Raw genomic sequence first — 17,639 nt, 5'->3', positions numbered from 1 at the left:
CGTGCGCCACCCCGACGAACCCGACCCCGGACCGGTCGACGCGCTGCTGGACGACGCGGAAGTCCTCACCGACACCTATGACGACTACGACACCGCCGCGGCGCGGAGCCGGGCCGCGGCGCGGCGTACGGTGCGGGGAGCGGCGTGGCGCCCGGACCCGGGCGCGGCGCCGCACCGTTATCCCTCGGCCCATGAGCAGGCCGCGCATGACCTCAGCCTCGCCGTCGCGCTCGTCCTGAACGCGCCCGAGGCAGCGGCCAGTCTGTCCCGGCTGGTGGACCATGACCGGATCGATCCCGAGGGCGCCGTCGTCTTCGCGGCCCTTCTGCATCTGACCGGGCATCGTGACGCGGCCCAGTTCTGGTGGCAGTTCGCGGCCGGCGGCGGCAATCGCACCGCGGCCTTCTGTCTCTTCCTCGCCCATCAGCAGCGGGCCGAGTTCAAGGACGCGGCGTACTGGCGCGGCCAGTCCCGTCATCTGCCGGGGCCGGGACGGCCCGCGGCGCCGCCCGCGCTCTCCTCGCTGCTGCCCGAGACGGTCCGGCACGATCTGCTCAGCCAGTGCCACCACGGCCGTCACCCCACGCTGCCCGCCGCGCTGGAGGCCGTGATCAACCGGCTCCGCGTGGACAGCGCCGACGAGGACTTCGGTGAGGTCCCGCAGCCCAACCCCTCCCTGACCGCCGATCTCACCCGCGGCACCGGCGGCCGTCCTGCCGGATAGCGCGCTGTCCGGCGCGTCACCTCTTCTGCCGGTCCCGGATGGCACAAAAGTCCGAGAGGGGCATTTGATGTATCCAAGCGTGCGCCCCTCTGGCGCACGGTGGCCCTTCACGGTGAGAGAGAGCCGCCCGTGGAGTTCGGTAAAGGGAGCAGCGCCATGCCTCTTGATCCCACGCCCTCCGACGACGCACCGATACGGACCCTGCTCTGGACGGCGGCGACCGCCCGGCCGCTGGACGAGGTACGGCAGCTGGTCGCCCTGCGGTTCGGTGCTGATGCGCCGCCGGAGAACGGCCGGTCCGGCCAACGACGGCTGATTCCCCCCGTGATGCCGTGACGCCGTGACGCCGCGCCCGCGGCCGGCCGCGCCTCGTCGCGGCGGTTCCGGGCGCGGCGTCCGTGCCGGTCGTATGGGGCTCAGTGGACCGGGCTCAGTGGACCGGGGTCGGAGGACGGGGCTCGAACGACGGGGGCTCGGAGGACGGGGGCTGGTATGACGGATCGCGCGCACGGAAGCCGGCGACTCGGCTATCCGGTGGCCGCCGGGGTGTTCGCCGTCGGTATGGCCGGTACGACGCTGCCCACCCCGCTGTACGGGCTCTACCGCGAACAGCTCGGCTTCTCCGAGCTGATGGTGACGGTCGTGTTCGCCGTCTACGCGCTCGGGGTGATCGCCGTACTGCTGCTGGCGGGCGACCTCTCCGACCAGGTGGGCCGGCGGCCTGTGCTGCTGGCCGCGCTGGCCCTGGCCGCCGCGAGCGCCTTCTGCTTCCTGTTCGAGGGCGGGCTTCCGCTGCTGTTCGCGGGCCGGCTGCTGTCCGGCTTCTCCGCCGGGCTGCTCAGCGGCGCGGCCACCGTCACCGTGCTGGAACTGGCCCCGCCCGGCCATGAGGCACGGGCGGGGCTCGCCGCCACCGCCGCGAACATGGGCGGCCTGGGCTGTGGCCCGCTGCTGGCCGGGGTGCTCGCGCAGTACGCGCCGTGGCCGCTGCGTCTGCCCTTCCTCGTCCATCTCGCGCTGGTGGCCGTGGCATCCGTACTGACCTGGTTCCTGCCGGAGACGGTGGCGCACCCGGAGCGGCGGCCCCGGCTGAGGCCGCAGGGGCTGGTGGTGCCGCCGGAGGTGCGTGGAGTGTTCGCGCCGTCCGCGCTCGCGGCGTTCGCGGGCTTCGCCCTGCTGGGTCTGTTCACCGCGGTGGCGCCGTCCTTTGTGGCCCAGACCCTCAACGTGCGCAATCTGGCCGTCTCGGGGGCGGTCGTCTTCTCGGTCTTTCTCGCCTCCACGATCGGCCAGTCGCTGATGGGGCGTCTGGGGGTGCGCCGGGCGCTGCCGAGCGGCTGTCTGGTGCTGGTGGTCGGTCTGGTGGTGGTGGGGACGTCGCTGGCGGTGGAGTCGCTGGCGCTGCTCGTCACGGGCGCGGTCCTGGGCGGTCTGGGCCAGGGGCTGGCCTTCCGCGCGGCGATGACCGCCGTCAGCGGCGCGGCGCCGCCCGAGCACCGGGGCGGCACGGTCTCCGCCCTGTTCGTCGTCGCGTACGCGGGAATCTCACTGCCCGTCGTCGGCGTCGGCGCGCTGACGCTCGGGCTGGGACTGAAGGGCGCGGGGCTGACGTTCACGGCCTGTGTGGTGGTGCTGGTGGCGTGCGTAGCGCTGTATCTACTGCGCCGGCCCCTGGCGGAGAGCTGACGGGGGCGTCGGCGCGGCGGGCTTCTCAGGGGCGTCCCGCCGGTGGGACCTCCTCTCCCCTCGGCACGGGACCGGGCGGTGTTCCGTCCCCGAACGGCCGTCCGCCCAGCTCGTCCCGGTGGTGCGCGGTCAGCCAGCCGGACAGATCGGGGCCGAGGGGCACGATGCCGGTCGGGTTGATACCGGTGTGCACCTGGTAGTAGTGCCGCTTGATGTGGTCGAAGTCGACCGTGTCGCCGAACCCGGGGGTCTGGTACAGATCCCTGATGTAGGCCCACAGCACCGGATCCTCGGTGAGTTTGGACCGGTTGCATTTGAAGTGTCCGTGGTAGACGGCGTCGAAGCGCACCAGCGTGGTGAACAGCCGGATGTCCGCCTCGGTGAGGGTGTCCCCCACCAGATAACGCTGGTCCGCCAGCCGTTCCGAGACCTGGTCGAGTCGGCGGAACAGCGTGCGGTAGGCGTCGTCGTAGGCGCTCTGCCCGTCCGCGAACCCGGCGCGGTACACGCCGTTGTTGATATCGCGGTAGATCCCCTCCATGACCTCGTCGATCTCGTCGCGCAGCGGCCCGGGGTAGAGATCGGGGGCGCCGGGCCGGTGCAGCGCCGTCCATTCGGTGGCGAAGTCCAGCGTGATCCGCTGGAAGTCGTTGGTCACCAGTTTCCCGCTCGGTACGTCCACGATCGCGGGCACGCTGACCCCGCCGGGGTAGCCCGTCTCCCGCGCGTCGTACGCCTCGCTGAGGAAGCGGATGCCGAGTACGGGGTCCCGGCCGTCCGGGTCCAGGGTGAAGCGCCAGCTGCGGTCGTCCTGGATCGGGTCGGCGATCGCGAGCGAGATGGCGTCCTCCAGGCCGAGGAGCCGCCGGGCGACCAGGGCGCGGCTTGCCCAGGGGCAGGCCCGGCTGACCACGAGCCGGTAGCGGCCGGCCTCGACGGGCCAGCCGTCCCTGCCGTCGGCCGTGATCCGGTCGGCGAAATGGCTCCTCGAACGTTTGAAGGGCTTCTTCCCGTACTCCGCGTTGCTCTCCGTGGGGGTGCTGCTCATCGCTGGTCTCCTTCCGGTGGTGTGGACGCTGGGTGGGTGAAGGGCCCCTCCGGTCCCGTACCCCGCTTTCTGTCCCGGTGCGCCGTGGCCACATCGGCGAGGGCGACCAGCAGCGCCGCGATCACGAACGCCAGCGAGACGATCAGCCCGCGGTCGAACGCCGTCGCCCAGCCGTCCCGCCCCACCTGGGCGAAGAAGACCGATCCGACGGCGGCGATACCGACCGCGGAGCCGACCCGCTGACCGGTCTGGAGTGTGCCGCCGGCGCTGCCCGCCATGGGGACCGGTACCTCGGACAGGGTCAGGGTCTGGTTCGGCGTGATGACGAGCCCGCTGCCGAGGCCGGCCACCAGCAGCGGCGCCGCCATCGCCCAGCCCGCGCCGCGTCCCGGCACCAGATGTACGGCGAGCGCGGTGGCCGCGAGGCCGACCGTCACCATGCTCAGTCCGACCACGACCAGGGGTCTCCCGAAGCGGTTGACCAGCCGTCCGCCGATGCCCGCCGCCACGCCGGAGCCCACCGCGAAGGGGGTGATGGCCAGTCCGGCCTCCAGTGCGGAGTAGTGCAGTCCGCTCTGGAGATAGAGGGTGCTGATGAAGAAGATCGTGGTGAACCCGGCGAAGTACAGCAGGATCAGCAGACACCCCAGCCAGTAGGAGCGGATGCGGAAGAGCCGCAGGTCCAGCACCGGCTGGGTGCCGCCGGGCCGGCACCGGGACTCCCATTTCACAAAGCCGGCCAGCAGCGCGGCGGCGACGATCAGCAGCAGCCACTTCTCCCCGCCGTGCCACTGCTGCGACTGGACGAAGGGCAGCAGCAGCGCCAGTACGCCGGTGCCGAGCAGCAGTACCCCGAAGGGGTCGAGATCACGCGGGCGGACAGGGGCCGCCGACGGGGTGTCCGGCAGCAGCCGCCGGGCCAGCAGCAGGCAGATGATGCCCAGCGGCAGATTGACGTAGAAGACCCAGCGCCAGCCCTCCTGCGCGCCCGCCGCCTGGATGATGAGACCGCCCAGCAGCGGCCCCACGGCCGTGGAGATGCCGACCACCATCCCGAACATGCCGAACGCGCGGCCCCGCTCACGGCCGCCGAACATCTGCTGGATCAGCGCCGAGATCTGCGGGGTGACGACGCCTCCGGCGAAGCCCTGCACCAGCCGGGCGATCACCAGCCAGAGACTGGACTGGGCGGCTCCGCAGGCCGCGGAGGCCAGGGTGAAGAGGGCGAGCCCGACCATGAAGACCACGCGCCGGCCGCGGGCGTCGCCGAGCCGTCCGGCGGGGATCAGGAAGAGGCCGAAGGCGAGCGCGTAGCCGGACAGCACCCACTGGAGGTCGGAGACGGGGGTGTGCAGCCCCTCGCGGATCGACGGCAGGGCCACATTGACGATGGAGACGTCCAGCAGCGTCATGAAGCCCGCCACCAGACAGACGGCGAGCGCCTTCCAGCGCCGCGGGTCCGGCACCGCGGCGGCGTCCTGTCCGCTCCCCCGCCCTGTATCTCCGGCCATGAATCGCACCCTAGTTCGCGCGCCCCGATCCCTCACCTGGAGCGTGCCGACCGGTGGACGGGGCGGGCGGAGGGGTACGGGCCCGCGCGTGGAGCGCGCGGGCCCGTACCCCGTCGGATCAAGCGCTGTGACTCAAGCGCGGTGACCGACCGCGTGCATCACTTGACGTTGATGGCGGTCCAGGCGGCGCCGACCGCCTTGTACTCGGCGCTGGTCGTGCCGTACAGGGCGCCCGCCGCGCTCAGCGTCGCGGTGCGCGCCTTCGCGTAGTTGGTGGAGGACGTCATATACGTGGTGAGCGCCTTGTACCAGATCTGCGTGGCCTTGTCGCGGCCGATGCCGGTGACCGTCGAACCGTCGTACGTGGGGCTGTTGTAGCTCACGCCATTGATCGTCTTCGCGCCGCTGCCCTCGGACAGCAGGTAGAAGAAGTGGTTGGCCGGGCCCGAGGAGTAGTGGACGTCGATGCTGCCCAGATTGGACGCCCAGTAGTCCTTGGAAGCGCCGTCCTTGCTCGGCTTGTCCTGGTAGCGCAGCGGCGTGCCGTCACCGTTGATGTTGATCTTCTCGCCGATGAGGTAGTCGCCCGGGTCGCTCGCGGTGTTGGAGTAGAACTCGACCGCGGTGGCGAAGATGTCGGAGGTCGCCTCGTTGAGACCGCCGGACTCACCGCTGTAGGTGAGGTTGGCGGTGGCGGCGGTGACGCCGTGGCTCATCTCGTGCGCGGCCACGTCGAGCGAGGTGAGCGGGTTGGCGTTGCCGGAGCCGTCGCCGTAGGTCATGCAGAAGCAGCTGTCGCTCCAGAACGCGTTCACGTAGTTGTTGCCGTAGTGGACGCGGGAGTAGGAGGCGACCCCGTTGTTCTTGATGCCGTTGCGGCCCAGCACGTTCTTGAAGAAGTCCCAGGTCTCGGCCGCGCCGTAGTGGGCGTCGACGGCGGCGCTCTGCCTGCCGCCGCCCCAGACGTCGTCGGCGTCGGTGAAGAGCGTGCCGGTGCCCGAGGTGCCCTGGTTCAGGTCGTACGTCTTGTGGCCGCCGCGACCGCCGTCGGTCAGGTTGTACGTGGTGCCGCTCTTGGTGGTGCCGAGCGTCACCGAGCCGTTGTACTTGCCCGTACCGGTGCCGGCCTCGATGGCCTCGTCGGTGAAGAGCTGCTTGCCGGTGGCCGCGTCGGTGATGACGTGCAGCTCGCTCGGGGTGCCGTCGGCCTGGACGCCCTTGACGACGGTCTCCCAGGCCAGCACGGGCTTGCCGTCGGCGGCCCAGATCACCTTGCGGGGCGCGGTGTCCGCCGCCGCCTTGGCGGTCTTCTCCGCCGAAGCGGCCTTCAGTGCGCTCGACTTGGCGGTGGCCGCGGGGAGTTCGGCGTCGGTGGAGGGCACGGCTATTCGGGCCGTGGTCGCCTTGGTCACGCTGCGCGCGCCGGCCGGGGCCTCGTGGACGACGAGGTCGCCGCCGAGGACGGGCAGGCCCGCGTAGGTCCGCTCGTAGCGGGTGTGGACGGTGCCGTCGGCGTCCTTGATGACATCGCGGACGACCAGCTTCTCCTGGGCGCCGAGGCCGAGAGCACCGGCCTCGCTCGCGGCGTCCGCCTGGGCGGACTTGATGGCGTCGACGCGCTGGGCCGGGCTGAGCTCCAGAGCCGTGGCGCCGCTCGCCCGGGTGGGGTCGGGCTGGGCGGCGGCCGGTCCCGACTGGACGCCGACGACCACCATGGCGGCGGAGGCGACCAGGGCCGCGACACGGACGACGTTCTTGCGGGGGGTGTGGGTGCGGGGCGTGGAAGCTACGAGTCTCACTCAGTCTCCAAGAATGCCGGGCCGTCGGGAACGGCCCTGTGTGGGGAAGCGGCGGCCATGGATGGACCGCCGCCCGGTGGTGCTGAGCTGTGCGAGTGCCAGGGGCTCACCGCGTGATCTACGCGCGCTGAGCCGTCCAGAGAGTGACATCGATCGGACTCGTAAGAACAGATCAGATACCAGGATTTGACCTTGTGTTGTCAATTCACTGCGGCATACAGACATCAATCGGTCGCATTGATACGGCACTTGACAGCGGGAGGGCCCCGCGCCGACGACGGCCGGGACCCTCCGTGAGCAATCGGTCATACGCCCCGAAAAGCCTCCGCTATTCGAAGAGATCGGCGTACGAGCCGAGGGCCAGCGCGATATCGGCCTGCGCCCAGAAGCGGTGGTACGTGAAGCTCGGCGCGGCCCCGCCGTTCAGATACGCCTCGACCTTGGACCAGGCCGGGTCGCTCTCGTAGAAGGACCGGATCGACGCGAAGGTGGAACTCCCGTTGATCGCGTCGCCGTTGGGCATCGTGCCGGTCCAGCCGCTCGGCACGTAGACCGGGTCGTCGAAACGGCTGTAGTCGGCGCGGGTCTCCGGAACCGCGATCCCCAGCGCGTCCCGGTGGTGGTCCCACATCCCGTCGAGAAGCGCCTTCGCGGTGGTCCTGGCCGCCGTGTTGCCCGACTTCGCCGCGTAGTAGGAGAGGGTCTTGGCGTACGCGGCGGCCACCCCGACGTCATTGGTGTAGTCGGCGACGGTCACATGCAGACCGGTGTTGGCGCCGGGCGTGGTGGCGTTCCAGGTGTCGGGCTTGCCGGACCACTGGAGGGTCGACGGGATCCGGTACGTACCGTCGGGGTTGACGGTGGTCTTGGACAGGGCCCAGGCGACCCACTTGTCCAGCACGGCCTTGGCGGCGCTGTCGCCGGTCTGGTGGTAGTACTCCGCGACCCGCTCCATGGACCACGCCTGGAAGCCGAACCACTGGTTGGACGGCGGGTCGTGGTAGACGGGCGCCTCGTCGTAGTACATGCCGTAGAAGGTCGGGGTGCCGGCCGGGGGCTGCGCGTACCGGCCCTGCCAGCTGTTGGTGGCGCCGCCCGCGATGCCGCCCTCCGAGGACTGGAGCCAGCGGTAGAACTCCAACTGCCGCTTGAGGCTGGTGTTCCAGTCCTGCTGACCGGTGGCGGACCTGGGCTTGAGATCGGCGTACGAACTCAGCGCCCAGGCGGCCATCGGGTTCTGGTAGCCGCTGTGGCTGAAACTGGAGCCGATACGCCAGGCCCAGCCGGCCGAGGCGTCGGTGGCGCCGCCCCAGGCGTAGTACCAGGAGAGCAGATAGTGCGAGCTGTTCTTGCCGCTGCCCGCCGGGCAGGCCGTCTCGCCCACGCAGTCGCCGACCTTCTTGAAGTACTTGTCGTACATCGCGTAGCGGAGGTAATCCCCCATCTTGGCCGCCTTGGCGACATTGGCGGCGACCTCGCCGCCCTTGCCCTGCTCCTTGGCCCATTCCGAGGCCCAGTAGGCGGCCTGGACGGCGCGGGCGTCGGCGTCCGGCGCGTTGGTGAACTTCCACTGCTTCGCGTAGGCGGCATCCCCGGTGAACAGATCGAGATAGCCGTTCTTGCCGCCGTACTTGAAGGAGTCGCAGGTCGGCTGGGTCACCGTCTCCCAGACGGATTCCTGCGGTCCGCGCTGGAAGGTGTTGATGTACGAGGGCCCCTGGTCGGCCGGTCCCGCCTCGCACTTCCCGGGCGAGTTGCCGAAGCCGTAGACGTTGTCGACGTCCTGGATCCAGTGCATGCCATAGATGTCATCGGTGCCGTAGGCGCTCTTCAGCTCGCCCGCGAGGGGGTCGTTGCCGACCGGGACATTGGTGTTGAGCTGCGAGGGGTACTGCGAGGGCAGATCCCACTCGGGGGCGTACGTGGCCGGTTTCGACGCGTTGTAGAAGCTGTTCGTGGGCTGGTCGGCGTGGGTGGGGATCATGTACTTCTCCATGGTGGCCCACGCGCCGTTGAACTTGCTCCAGTCGCCGGTGACCTTGCCGTACATGGCCTGGAGCCAGATCAGATAGCTGTACGCCTCGGAGGTCGTCTCATGGCCCTGGTCGGGCGCCTCGACGATCAGTGTCTCCACCGAGTGGTACGGGATGCCCTCGGGCGAGAAGTAACCGGCGGCCGGGTCGGTGATCTTGCCGTACAGATCGAGGAACCGGGCGTCATAGGCGCCGGCCGCGGCCAGCTGGGTGACGGTCACCTCGGCCTTGGCCTGGCCGGGCGCGGTCGCGGTGAAGGTGGCGGCGCCGGTGCCGGTGGCCGCGGCGGAGACGGTCACCTGCTGGGCGGTGCTCCAGTTGGCGCCGGTGAAGGTGAGGGTGGAGCCGGAGGTGACGGTGAGGCCGGTGTTGCCCGCGGTACGGGCCACGGTGACCGTCACATCGGCGGCGGGACGGGTGGAGAGCTTCACCCCGAAGGTGCCGGTCCTGCCCTGCTGTACTCCGAGTTGGGCGGGGCTCGCGACCAGCGACGGGCCGGCGGTGACCCGTACCCCGACCGGGGTGGACTCCGCCGCGGCGCCCTGGCCGTCGTACGCCTTCGCGTAGAGCGAGAGATCGCCCGCGGGGACGTTCGCGTAGTCGAAGGTGTACGGCGAGGTGGTGTCGGTGCCGAGCAGCTGGGTGTCGCTGTAGAACTCGACCTTGGAGATCCCGGCGCCGTCGGCGGCGACAGCGGTGGCGGCCATCGGGATGGTGCCACCCGCGGTGATCACGGCGCCGGGCGCCGGGCTGGTCAGTACGGCGAGGGGCGGCTGATGCGCGCCCGTACAGCTCACGCCGTTGACGGCGAAGACGGTGGGCGCGGCGTTGGCGCCGCTGTAGTCGAAGTTGGCGCCGGCGGTCGCCGCGGCTCCGGGCGCGATCTTCGCGTTGTGCGCGGCGTTCTTGACGGTGACGGTCCTGCCGGCCTGGCTCCAGGTGCCGTTCCAGCCGTTGGTGAGCTTCTGGTTGCCCGCGTAGTCGTAGCTGAGCGTCCAGCCGTCAATGGGGTCCGTACCACGATTGGTGATCGTGAGGTCGGCCGTGAAGCCGGAGCCCCAGTCATTGGTCTTGTAGTCGACGCCGCACTGGACGGCCGCGGCGTGAGCGGGGGTGCTGTTGACCGCGGTCAGACCGAGCGGCAGGGAAAGGGCCGCGGCCAGCGCGGTGAGCAGCCGCCGGATGCCGCGCGGTCGGATCGTACGTGGCCGGACTCCACGCGGCCGGACTCCATGCTGCCGACTGGATCTTCCGGGTGGCGGTGGTGCCCCTGGTGGTGAACCTCGCAAGCCGAGCATGGGGTGGTCCTCCTCGCGGTCCGGTGCGGGTGGTGTGGGGGGTGCGAACCAGTGGGAGCGCTCCCAAGCGTTGAGCGGGACCGTGGACCTGTCAAGAGTTTGAACACGACGCACGTCCGGGCGAGTTGACCGATAAAAGAATTCAACTGGACTGTTGACTCATGCGACTTCGGCGCTACCGTCGGAAGCCAACCAGTGGGAGCGCTTCCATCAGTCATACGCCGTGTCAGGCGGCGTATCGGCCATCGAGGAGTCGCTCCATGCGAGCACCACCGCGCCTCACCGCACTGCTGGCCGCCGCGGCCCTGGCCGTGGCGGGCACCGCTCTCGCACCGCAGCTGACCACGTCGGGAACCGCGGCCGGCTGCACCGTCGCCTACAGCACCACCAGCCAGTGGGACAGTGGCTTCCAGGGCGCTGTCACGCTCACCAACAACGGGTCACCGGTCGAGAACTGGACACTCGCCTTCGACTTCCCCGGGGACCAGAAGGTGACCCAGGGCTGGAACGGGAAATGGTCGCAGTCCGGGAAGACCGTGACCGCCGTCAACGAGAGCTGGAACGGGAAGATCGCCAACGGCGGCTCGCTCAGCGCCGGGTTCATCGCCTCCTGGTCCGGGTCCAACCCGGCGCCCACCGCGTTCAGGCTCAACGGCGTGGCGTGCGAAGGCGGTCCGGGAGGGGGCGATCCCTCCGACCCGCCGACGGATCCCCCCACGGATCCGCCGACCGATCCGCCGGGACCGGGCGGCGCTCCACCGAAGCTGCGCGCCTCGGGCAACAGACTGGTCGACGAGAACGGCGCGACCCGCCGCATGCTCGGGGTCAACCGCTCCGGCGGCGAGTTCGCGTGCATCCAGGGCTATGGCATCTTCGACGGTCCGGTGGACGACGCGTCGGTGCGGGCCATCGCGGACTGGAAGGTCAACACCGTACGGGTACCGCTCAACGAGGAGTGCTGGCTCGGCCTCTCGCATGTGAAGCCGGAGTACGCCGGCGCGAACTACATCGCGGCGGTCAAGCAGTTCGTGACCAGGCTGGAGGCGCACGGCATCACGCCGGTCGTCGAACTGCACTGGACCCACGGCAAGTACACGGGCAACGACAACCACTGCCCGGACACCGAGTACGCGACCTGTCAGAAGCCGATGCCGAACGCGCGGTACACACCGGCCTTCTGGACCTCGGTCGCGCAGACCTTCAAGGACGACCCGGCGGTGGTCTTCGACCTCTTCAACGAGCCGTTCCCGGACCGGGCCACCAGCAATCTCGACGCGGCCTGGACCTGCTGGCGCGACGGCGGCAGCTGTCCGGGGATCGATTTCGAGGTGGCCGGAATGCAGTCGCTGGTGAACGCGGTACGGGCCACCGGTGCCCGGAACCTGGTGCTGATCCCCGGCATCGCCTACTCCAACGACATGCGGCAGTGGCTGAAGTACCGGCCCGCCGACCCGGCGGGCAATCTGGCCGCCGCCTGGCACACGTACAACTTCAACGTCTGCGCGAGCGAGAGCTGCTGGAACGAACAGCTCGCGCCGGTGGCCGCCCAAGTGCCCTTCGTGGCAGGCGAGATCGGCGAGAACACCTGCTCGCACGGCTATATCGACCGGGTCATGGCCTGGCTCGACAGCCATGGCGCCTCGTATCTCGGGTGGACCTGGAACACCTGGGACTGCTCCTCGGGGCCCGCTCTGATCAGCGACTACAACGGCACGCCCACCAACTTCGGCGCAGGACTCCGTGACCATCTGAAGGGACTCTCATGAGCCGCACCCCCACCCCTCCGCGACGTGCACGAGGCGCGGCGCTCGCCGCGTTCGCGCTGGTCGCCGCCGCGGCCGGCACCGCGACCGCGCTGGACGCGCCCACCGGCGCCGCCGCGGCCGGCTGCACCGTCGACTACCGGATCCAGACCGCCTGGAACGGCGGCTTCACGGCCGATGTCAGCGTGACCAACACCGGCGACGCGATCAGCTCCTGGAAGCTGGAGTGGAGCTTCGCCGGCGACCAGAAGGTGACGCAGGGCTGGAACTCCACGATCACCCAGAGCGGTACGGCCGTCTCCGCCGCCAATGTGTCGTACAACGGCGCGCTGACGACCGGCTCCTCGGCGTCCTTCGGCTTCAACGCCTCGGTCACCGGTTCCAACGCGGTTCCGGCCGCCTTCAAGCTCAACGGTGTCACCTGTAACTCCCCGGGTGGCGGCGGTCCCACGGATCCGCCGACCGACCCGCCCACCGATCCGCCCGCCGGCGCCAAGGTCGACAACCCGTACGCGAACGCCGGGGTGTACGTGAACCCGGAGTGGTCCGCGAAGGCCGCCGCCGAGCCCGGTGGCAGCAGGGTCTCCAACCAGCCGACCGGTGTGTGGCTGGACCGGATCGCGGCCATCGAGGGCGTCGGCACGGGCATGGGGCTGCGCGACCACCTCGACGAGGCGCTGCGGCAGGCCGCGGGCAGGCCGTTCGTCGTCCAGCTCGTGATCTACAACCTGCCGGGCCGTGACTGCGCCGCGCTCGCCTCCAACGGAGAGCTGGGCCCGACGGAGATCGGCCGCTATCAGAGCGAGTACATCGATCCGATCGCCGCCATACTCGCCGACAGCAAGTACGCCGGTCTGCGGATCGTGACGACCGTCGAGATCGACTCGCTGCCCAACCTGGTCACCAATGTCACGCCCCGGCCGACCGTCACCCCGCAGTGCGATGTGATGAAGGCGAACGGCAACTACATCAAGGGCGTCGGTTACGCACTCAACCACCTCGGCGCCATCCCCAACGTCTACAACTATGTCGACGCGGGCCACCACGGCTGGATCGGCTGGGACGACAACTTCAACGCCTCGGCACAGGTCTTCAAGCAGGCCGCGACCGCCGAGGGCAGCACGGTCGACAAGGTGCACGGCTTCATCGTCAACACCGCCAATTACGGCGCGCTCAAGGAGAACAACTTCACCATCAACGACAACGTCGCCGGCAAGTCGGTCCGCGAGTCGAAATGGGTGGACTGGAACCGCTACGTCGACGAGCAGTCGTTCGCCCAGGCGTTCCGGCAGGAGCTGGTGGGCGTCGGCTTCCCGTCGGGCATCGGCATGCTGATCGACACCTCCCGCAACGGCTGGGGCGGCTCGGCCAGGCCCGCCGGGCCCGGCCCGCAGACCAGTGTGGACACCTATGTGGACGGCGGGCGCTACGACCGCCGGATCCACCTGGGGAACTGGTGCAACCAGTCCGGAGCCGGACTGGGCGAGCGGCCGAAGGCGGCGCCCGCCGCCGGGATCGACGCGTACGTGTGGATGAAGCCCCCGGGCGAGTCGGACGGTTCGAGCAAGGAGATCCCGAACAACCAGGGCAAGGGCTTCGACCGGATGTGCGACCCGACGTACACCGGCAACCCCCGGAACAACAACCACATGTCCGGCGCGCTGCCGAACGCTCCACTGTCCGGTGACTGGTTCTCCGCGCAGTTCCAGGAGCTGCTGAAGAACGCGAACCCGGCGCTGTAGCTGTTGTGGCCGCCGTAGCTCCTGAAGCGAGCGGCGGCGGGAGCCAGGCGTGGGACCGGCGGAAGCCCTACGGGGAGCCGGTCCCACGCCTTCCATATATTCCACTTATTCCGTTTCGCCGGGAAAGGAGGAAAATGACAGAAGACAGAACTAATGGAGGCGAGCGATGACACAGACCCGCTACACCCAGGACCGCGGTCTGACCACCCGCATGGTGACCACCATGTTCCTGATCGGCCTGCTCTATGTGGTCCTGGTCGGTGTGCTGCTGGCCGTGCTGGGGAAGTTCTGGCCGGTCATCCTGATCCTCGTCGGAGGGCTGTTCATCGCGCAGTTCTGGTTCAGCGACAAGATCGCGGCCTTCGGGATGGGCGCGCGCGAGGTCACCCCCGAGCAGGCTCCCGCGCTGCACGGCGCCGTCGACCGGATCTGCGCGCTGGCCGATATGCCCAAACCCAAGGTCGCGATCGCACAGAGTGACATACCGAACGCCTTCGCCACCGGCCGGAGTGAACGCAGCGCGCTGGTCTGTGCCACGACCGGTCTGCTCCGCAGACTGGAGCCGGAAGAGCTGGAGGGCGTCCTCGCCCATGAGATGTCGCATGTCGCGCACCGCGATGTCGCCGTGATGACCATCGCCTCGTTCCTGGGCGTGCTCGCGGGTCTGATCACCCGGATGGCGCTCTACAGCGGGCTGTCCAGGAGCGCCAGGAACGCCGGCCCCGCCGGGATCGCGATCATGCTGATTCCGCTGGTCAGCGCGGTGGTGTACGCGATCGGCTTCCTGCTGACCCGGCTGCTCTCCCGGTACCGCGAGCTCTCCGCCGACCGTACGGCCGCGCTGCTCACCGGCCGGCCCTCGGCGCTCGCCTCGGCGCTGACCAAGGTGAGCGGCCAGATGGCGCGGATCCCGACGGAGGACCTGCGGAAGGCGGAGCCGTACAACGCCTTCTACTTCGTGCCCGCGTTCGCCTCGCGGGAGAGCCTGGGGCAGCTGCTCGCCTCGCACCCGACGCTGGAACAGCGGCTGGACCAGCTCGCCCGTATCTCCGCGGAACTCGCCCGTCCGTGAGCACCTGGTCCGGTGACCGCGTGATCCCGTGACCGCGCCCGTGACCGCGTGATCCCGTGACCGCGTGATCCCGCCCGATCGTCACTGTGTCCGATCGTCACTGTGAGGAGCTGGTCCTGTGGGCCTTCTCGACGTCATCCTCGGCCGGAGCAAACCGGTCATCCCCAATCTCGACCAGCTCTTCGCCCTCCCGTCCGCCGCGCTCACCCTCCAGGCCGGGGCCGGATACACCCCCACCGGCCTCGGCTCGGTCTGTTTCGCGGGCGTCGAGGGCGGCGGCTTCGCCCGGATCAGGCAGGACGTACAGGAACTGCTCGACGCGGACACCGGCCAGGACAGCCGCCCGGTGGAGTTCAGCCAGGACTCGTACGGCTACACCTGGCTGCTCGCGCGACGGGCGCCGGACGACACGGCCACCCTGGTCAACGATCTGCACGCGGTCAACACCCTGCTCCAGGACGGCGGCTTCGGCCCGCAGCTGCTCTGCTCACTGCTCAGTTTCCGGGACACCGAACAGCGGCCGCTCGCTCTCGTCTATCTCTACAAGCGCGGCAGCTTCTACCCCTTCGCGCCCCTGCCCGGCACCGCCGAGAAGCGCGACAATCAGCGGGAACTCCAGGTCAGAGCGGTGCTCGGGGACGATCTGCGGATCGAGCCGGATCTCGCGCGCTGGTTCCCCGTCTGGGGTGCGCCGGGGCTCTGAGCGGACCATCGGGCTCCTGCCGCCCACCACTGGACCAGGCGGTCAGCCCCGCTCGGAGGATCGCCGGGGCGTGGGCCAGTGGCTGTGCAGGGTGTCGATACGGTAGTCGTGGCCATGCCACCAACCGTCACGGACGCGGATCGCGTCCCGTACATGCGGATGCTCGGCGGGGAGTTCGTCATGCAGGTGGTCGAGATGGCCGGGGTCCTGACGCGGCCAGATGGCCAGTGCGGTGACGGCGGCGGCGAGTGCGACGGCGGCCAGTGCGGCAGTCGCCACAGACATGCCCGCCTTTGCCGCCAGCCAGCCGGCGAGCGGGTAGGTGAGCAGCCAGCAACTGTGAGAGAGGGAGAACTGCGCGGCAAATGCGGCCGGGAGGTCAGCGGTCGTGGCGGAGCGTCTCAGGAGTCGTCCGCCAGGGGTGAGGACCATGGAGGATGCGGCGCCGAGCACCGCCCACGCGGTGAGCAGGGCCGGCCAGGCCCAGGGGCCGGGTGTGACGGCTGTGCCGAGGGCAAGGGCGGTCAGCACACCGGTCAGGGCGAAGCTCGCGGGCAGCATCACCGTGCGGTCATTGACGCGATCAAGTACTCGCGGCAGCGACAGCGCGGCGACCATGGATCCGGCTCCGTAGGCGCCCAGCGCCAACGAGACGTCGCCGACGGTCCGGTCCAGGTTGTCGCGCACCAGCACCACCGTGTTGACGGTGACCATGGCCCCGCCGGCCGCGACCGCCAGGTCCAGCGCCAGCAGGGCACGGAGCCTGGGGGTGGCCAGGAACAGCCGCGTACCGAAGGATGCCTTCGCGTACACGCCACCACCGCGTTCGACGGGGGCGGGCCGCGGCAGCAGCACCGAGACCACCAGTGCGCCCGAGGCCACAAAGCCCACCGTGGTGCCCACGAACAGCCAGTTGTAGGAGATCAGGGTGAGCAAGCCGGCGGCCAGCGCCGGGCTGAACAGGCTCTCAAGGTCGTACGCCAGCCGCGAGAGCGACAGCGCGCGGGTGTAGTCGCGCTCCTCGGGAAGGACTTCCGGAATCGTCGCCTGGAACGCCGGGGTGAAGGCCGCCGAGGCACATTGCAGCAGGAAGACCAGGACATAGACCTGCCATACCTGGGAGACGAAGGGGAGCGAGAGCGCGACACCGGCGCGGATCAGGTCCATCGACACCAGCAGCGCGCGCCGCGGTATCCGGTCGGCGAACGCGCCGACGGCCGGGGCGACGCCCACGTACGCGACCATTTTGATCGCCAGAGCCGTACCCAGAACGGCGGAGGCGTTCGAGCCGGCCATGTCATAGGCGAGCAGGCTCAGGGCCACCGTAGCGAGTCCGGTTCCGACGAGCGCGATGACCTGGGCCGTGAAGAGATGCCGATAAGTGCGGTTGCGCAGCACAACGAGCATGCGACGTGCTCCTTGGTCGGCGGGCGGAATACGCTCAACCAATCTAGTGCACGTGTGCGCATTCATGCACGCATTGGAGTCGGATCCGGCCGGGAGAGAGAGCGTGCCGACGCTGGTCAGACATGGCTACAGTTCGCGCTCGCGCGGCGGCATCCGCAACCTGGCTGGACTTCGAGATGGTCCGCACGGTCGCCGAACAGCACAGCGAGGTCCACGAGGCCGTACCCGACCGTAGGGAATCAGTCGTGCCAGGGTTCCCCGGTGACCTGGTGGTTCGCGTGACTGATCGCTTCAACGACCAGGCGACGCAGGTGTCCGTCCGTGAGCGCGTAGACGACATGGCGGCCGTCCTTGCGCGCCTGCACCAGCTCCGCCAGCCGCAACTTGGCCAGATGCTGGCTCACCGCGGGCCGCGCCGCGCCGCATGCGGCCGCCAGTGCGGTCACATCGGACTCACCCCGGGTGAGCAGCCACACCAGATGCAGTCGGGTGGGGTCGGCGAGCAGCGAGAACACCGACGCTGCTGCCGCAAGCTCGCGGACGCTGGGCGTGTGCTGATGCACATCACTCGCTGTTGACGATTCTTTGCGTCCGGACATGAACACATCTTAGGCATCCGCACCTGGGAAACCCCCGCCACTGCGCGCGATGCTCGGACCGTCTCCGAGATAAAGCGCGGGGGGGGACGATCAATGCCCTCAAGGTTTTCCGAGCGGTGGCTTCGCAATACGACAAGCGCGCCTATGTCTTCCACGGCACCGTGACCAGCACGGCGATCCGGCTTTGGCTCCGGGGGTAGATCCATTATCCCGGTGCGTGGAGGTGCCTGTCACCGTTCTACGGAATGATCTTT

Annotated in this window: 13 protein-coding genes and 1 pseudogene; 8 read left to right on the top strand and 6 right to left on the bottom strand. The window is 69.6% G+C overall.

Annotated elements, in window-relative coordinates:
- Position 1 precedes the first annotated feature (1 nt).
- The 3 genes from IF11_RS0116055 (at position 2) to IF11_RS0116045 (ending at position 2,410) form a co-directional block, all read left to right on the top strand.
- Positions 2-724 (top strand): hypothetical protein, encoded by a 723-nt coding sequence (locus IF11_RS0116055; RefSeq protein WP_030352278.1) that lies wholly within the window; start codon positions 2-4, stop codon positions 722-724.
- A gap of 156 nt (positions 725-880) precedes the next feature.
- Positions 881-1,060 carry a hypothetical protein gene (locus tag IF11_RS0116050; protein WP_030352277.1) on the top strand — a complete coding sequence of 60 codons (180 nt, stop codon included), beginning with the start codon at positions 881-883 and terminating at the stop codon, positions 1,058-1,060.
- A 156-nt stretch (positions 1,061-1,216) separates the two neighbouring features.
- Positions 1,217-2,410 (top strand): MFS transporter, encoded by a 1,194-nt coding sequence (locus IF11_RS0116045; protein WP_030352276.1) that lies wholly within the window; start codon positions 1,217-1,219, stop codon positions 2,408-2,410.
- A 25-nt stretch (positions 2,411-2,435) separates the two neighbouring features.
- On the opposite strand, the gene IF11_RS0116040 is transcribed toward IF11_RS0116045, so the two are convergent.
- The 4 genes from IF11_RS0116040 to IF11_RS0116025 form a co-directional block, all read right to left on the bottom strand.
- Positions 2,436-3,458, bottom strand: coding sequence for a glutathione S-transferase family protein (locus tag IF11_RS0116040; RefSeq protein ID WP_030352275.1), 1,023 nt, complete (start codon positions 3,456-3,458; stop codon positions 2,436-2,438).
- Entirely contained in the window at positions 3,455-4,969 is a 1,515-nt protein-coding gene (locus IF11_RS0116035) for an MFS transporter (protein ID WP_078490715.1), read from the bottom strand. Before IF11_RS0116035 ends, IF11_RS0116040 begins: the two co-directional genes overlap by 4 nt.
- Positions 4,970-5,127: 158 nt before the next feature.
- The gene (locus IF11_RS0116030) at positions 5,128-6,684 is read right to left on the bottom strand and encodes a M4 family metallopeptidase (protein WP_078490722.1); all 1,557 of its coding nucleotides are present in this window, start codon (positions 6,682-6,684) and stop codon (positions 5,128-5,130) included.
- A gap of 412 nt (positions 6,685-7,096) precedes the next feature.
- Positions 7,097-10,099: a glycoside hydrolase family 48 protein gene (locus IF11_RS0116025; protein WP_078490714.1), complete on the bottom strand. Its 3,003-nt coding sequence runs from the start codon at positions 10,097-10,099 to the stop codon at positions 7,097-7,099.
- Positions 10,100-10,359: 260 nt separating this feature from the next.
- Between IF11_RS0116025 and IF11_RS0116020 the strand changes: the two genes are divergently transcribed.
- From IF11_RS0116020 to pspAB, 4 genes are all read left to right on the top strand, one after another.
- A complete protein-coding gene (locus tag IF11_RS0116020; RefSeq protein WP_030352271.1) occupies positions 10,360-11,865 on the top strand; it encodes a cellulase family glycosylhydrolase in 1,506 nt (501 codons plus the stop codon).
- Positions 11,862-13,604: a glycoside hydrolase family 6 protein gene (locus IF11_RS0116015; protein ID WP_030352270.1), complete on the top strand. Its 1,743-nt coding sequence runs from the start codon at positions 11,862-11,864 to the stop codon at positions 13,602-13,604. The genes IF11_RS0116020 and IF11_RS0116015 overlap by 4 nt, the downstream gene beginning before the upstream one ends.
- A 166-nt stretch (positions 13,605-13,770) precedes the next feature.
- Entirely contained in the window at positions 13,771-14,676 is a 906-nt protein-coding gene (htpX, locus tag IF11_RS0116010; RefSeq protein ID WP_030352269.1) for a zinc metalloprotease HtpX, read from the top strand.
- 118 nt (positions 14,677-14,794) lie between these two features.
- The gene (gene pspAB, locus IF11_RS0116005; RefSeq protein ID WP_030352268.1) at positions 14,795-15,379 is read left to right on the top strand and encodes a PspA-associated protein PspAB; all 585 of its coding nucleotides are present in this window, start codon (positions 14,795-14,797) and stop codon (positions 15,377-15,379) included.
- Positions 15,380-15,421: 42 nt separating this feature from the next.
- On the opposite strand, the gene IF11_RS0116000 is transcribed toward pspAB, so the two are convergent.
- Both IF11_RS0116000 and IF11_RS0115995 read right to left on the bottom strand, forming a co-directional pair.
- Positions 15,422-16,786: an MFS transporter gene (locus IF11_RS0116000; RefSeq protein WP_037727853.1), complete on the bottom strand. Its 1,365-nt coding sequence runs from the start codon at positions 16,784-16,786 to the stop codon at positions 15,422-15,424.
- A 239-nt stretch (positions 16,787-17,025) separates the two neighbouring features.
- On the bottom strand, positions 17,026-17,385 hold the full coding sequence (locus IF11_RS0115995) for an ArsR/SmtB family transcription factor (protein WP_030352266.1): 360 nt from the start codon (positions 17,383-17,385) through the stop codon (positions 17,026-17,028).
- An 86-nt stretch (positions 17,386-17,471) separates the two neighbouring features.
- Here IF11_RS0115995 and IF11_RS42100 point away from each other — a divergent pair.
- Positions 17,472-17,585: pseudogene (locus IF11_RS42100) on the top strand (IS5/IS1182 family transposase); the annotation flags it as partial.
- Between the last annotated feature and the right edge of the window lie 54 nt (positions 17,586-17,639).

The sequence above is a fragment of the Streptomyces scopuliridis RB72 genome (assembly GCF_000718095.1).
Taxonomy (GTDB): domain Bacteria; phylum Actinomycetota; class Actinomycetes; order Streptomycetales; family Streptomycetaceae; genus Streptomyces; species Streptomyces scopuliridis.
The sequence above is the reverse complement of the archived record's forward strand: the minus strand, read 5'-3'. Positions and strand labels throughout refer to the sequence as shown.

Coding starts and splice junctions, on each gene's coding strand:
- IF11_RS0116045 (WP_030352276.1), top strand. CDS start 1,217: ATGACGGATCGCGCGCACGGAAGCCGGCGACTCGGCTATCCGGTGGCC.
- IF11_RS0116015 (WP_030352270.1), top strand. CDS start 11,862: ATGAGCCGCACCCCCACCCCTCCGCGACGTGCACGAGGCGCGGCGCTC.
- htpX (WP_030352269.1), top strand. CDS start 13,771: ATGACACAGACCCGCTACACCCAGGACCGCGGTCTGACCACCCGCATG.
- IF11_RS0116050 (WP_030352277.1), top strand. CDS start 881: ATGCCTCTTGATCCCACGCCCTCCGACGACGCACCGATACGGACCCTG.
- IF11_RS0116020 (WP_030352271.1), top strand. CDS start 10,360: ATGCGAGCACCACCGCGCCTCACCGCACTGCTGGCCGCCGCGGCCCTG.
- IF11_RS0115995 (WP_030352266.1), bottom strand. CDS start 17,385: ATGTCCGGACGCAAAGAATCGTCAACAGCGAGTGATGTGCATCAGCAC.
- IF11_RS0116025 (WP_078490714.1), bottom strand. CDS start 10,099: ATGCTCGGCTTGCGAGGTTCACCACCAGGGGCACCACCGCCACCCGGA.
- IF11_RS0116030 (WP_078490722.1), bottom strand. CDS start 6,684: ATGGTGGTCGTCGGCGTCCAGTCGGGACCGGCCGCCGCCCAGCCCGAC.
- IF11_RS0116035 (WP_078490715.1), bottom strand. CDS start 4,969: ATGGCCGGAGATACAGGGCGGGGGAGCGGACAGGACGCCGCCGCGGTG.
- IF11_RS0116000 (WP_037727853.1), bottom strand. CDS start 16,786: ATGCTCGTTGTGCTGCGCAACCGCACTTATCGGCATCTCTTCACGGCC.
- IF11_RS0116040 (WP_030352275.1), bottom strand. CDS start 3,458: ATGAGCAGCACCCCCACGGAGAGCAACGCGGAGTACGGGAAGAAGCCC.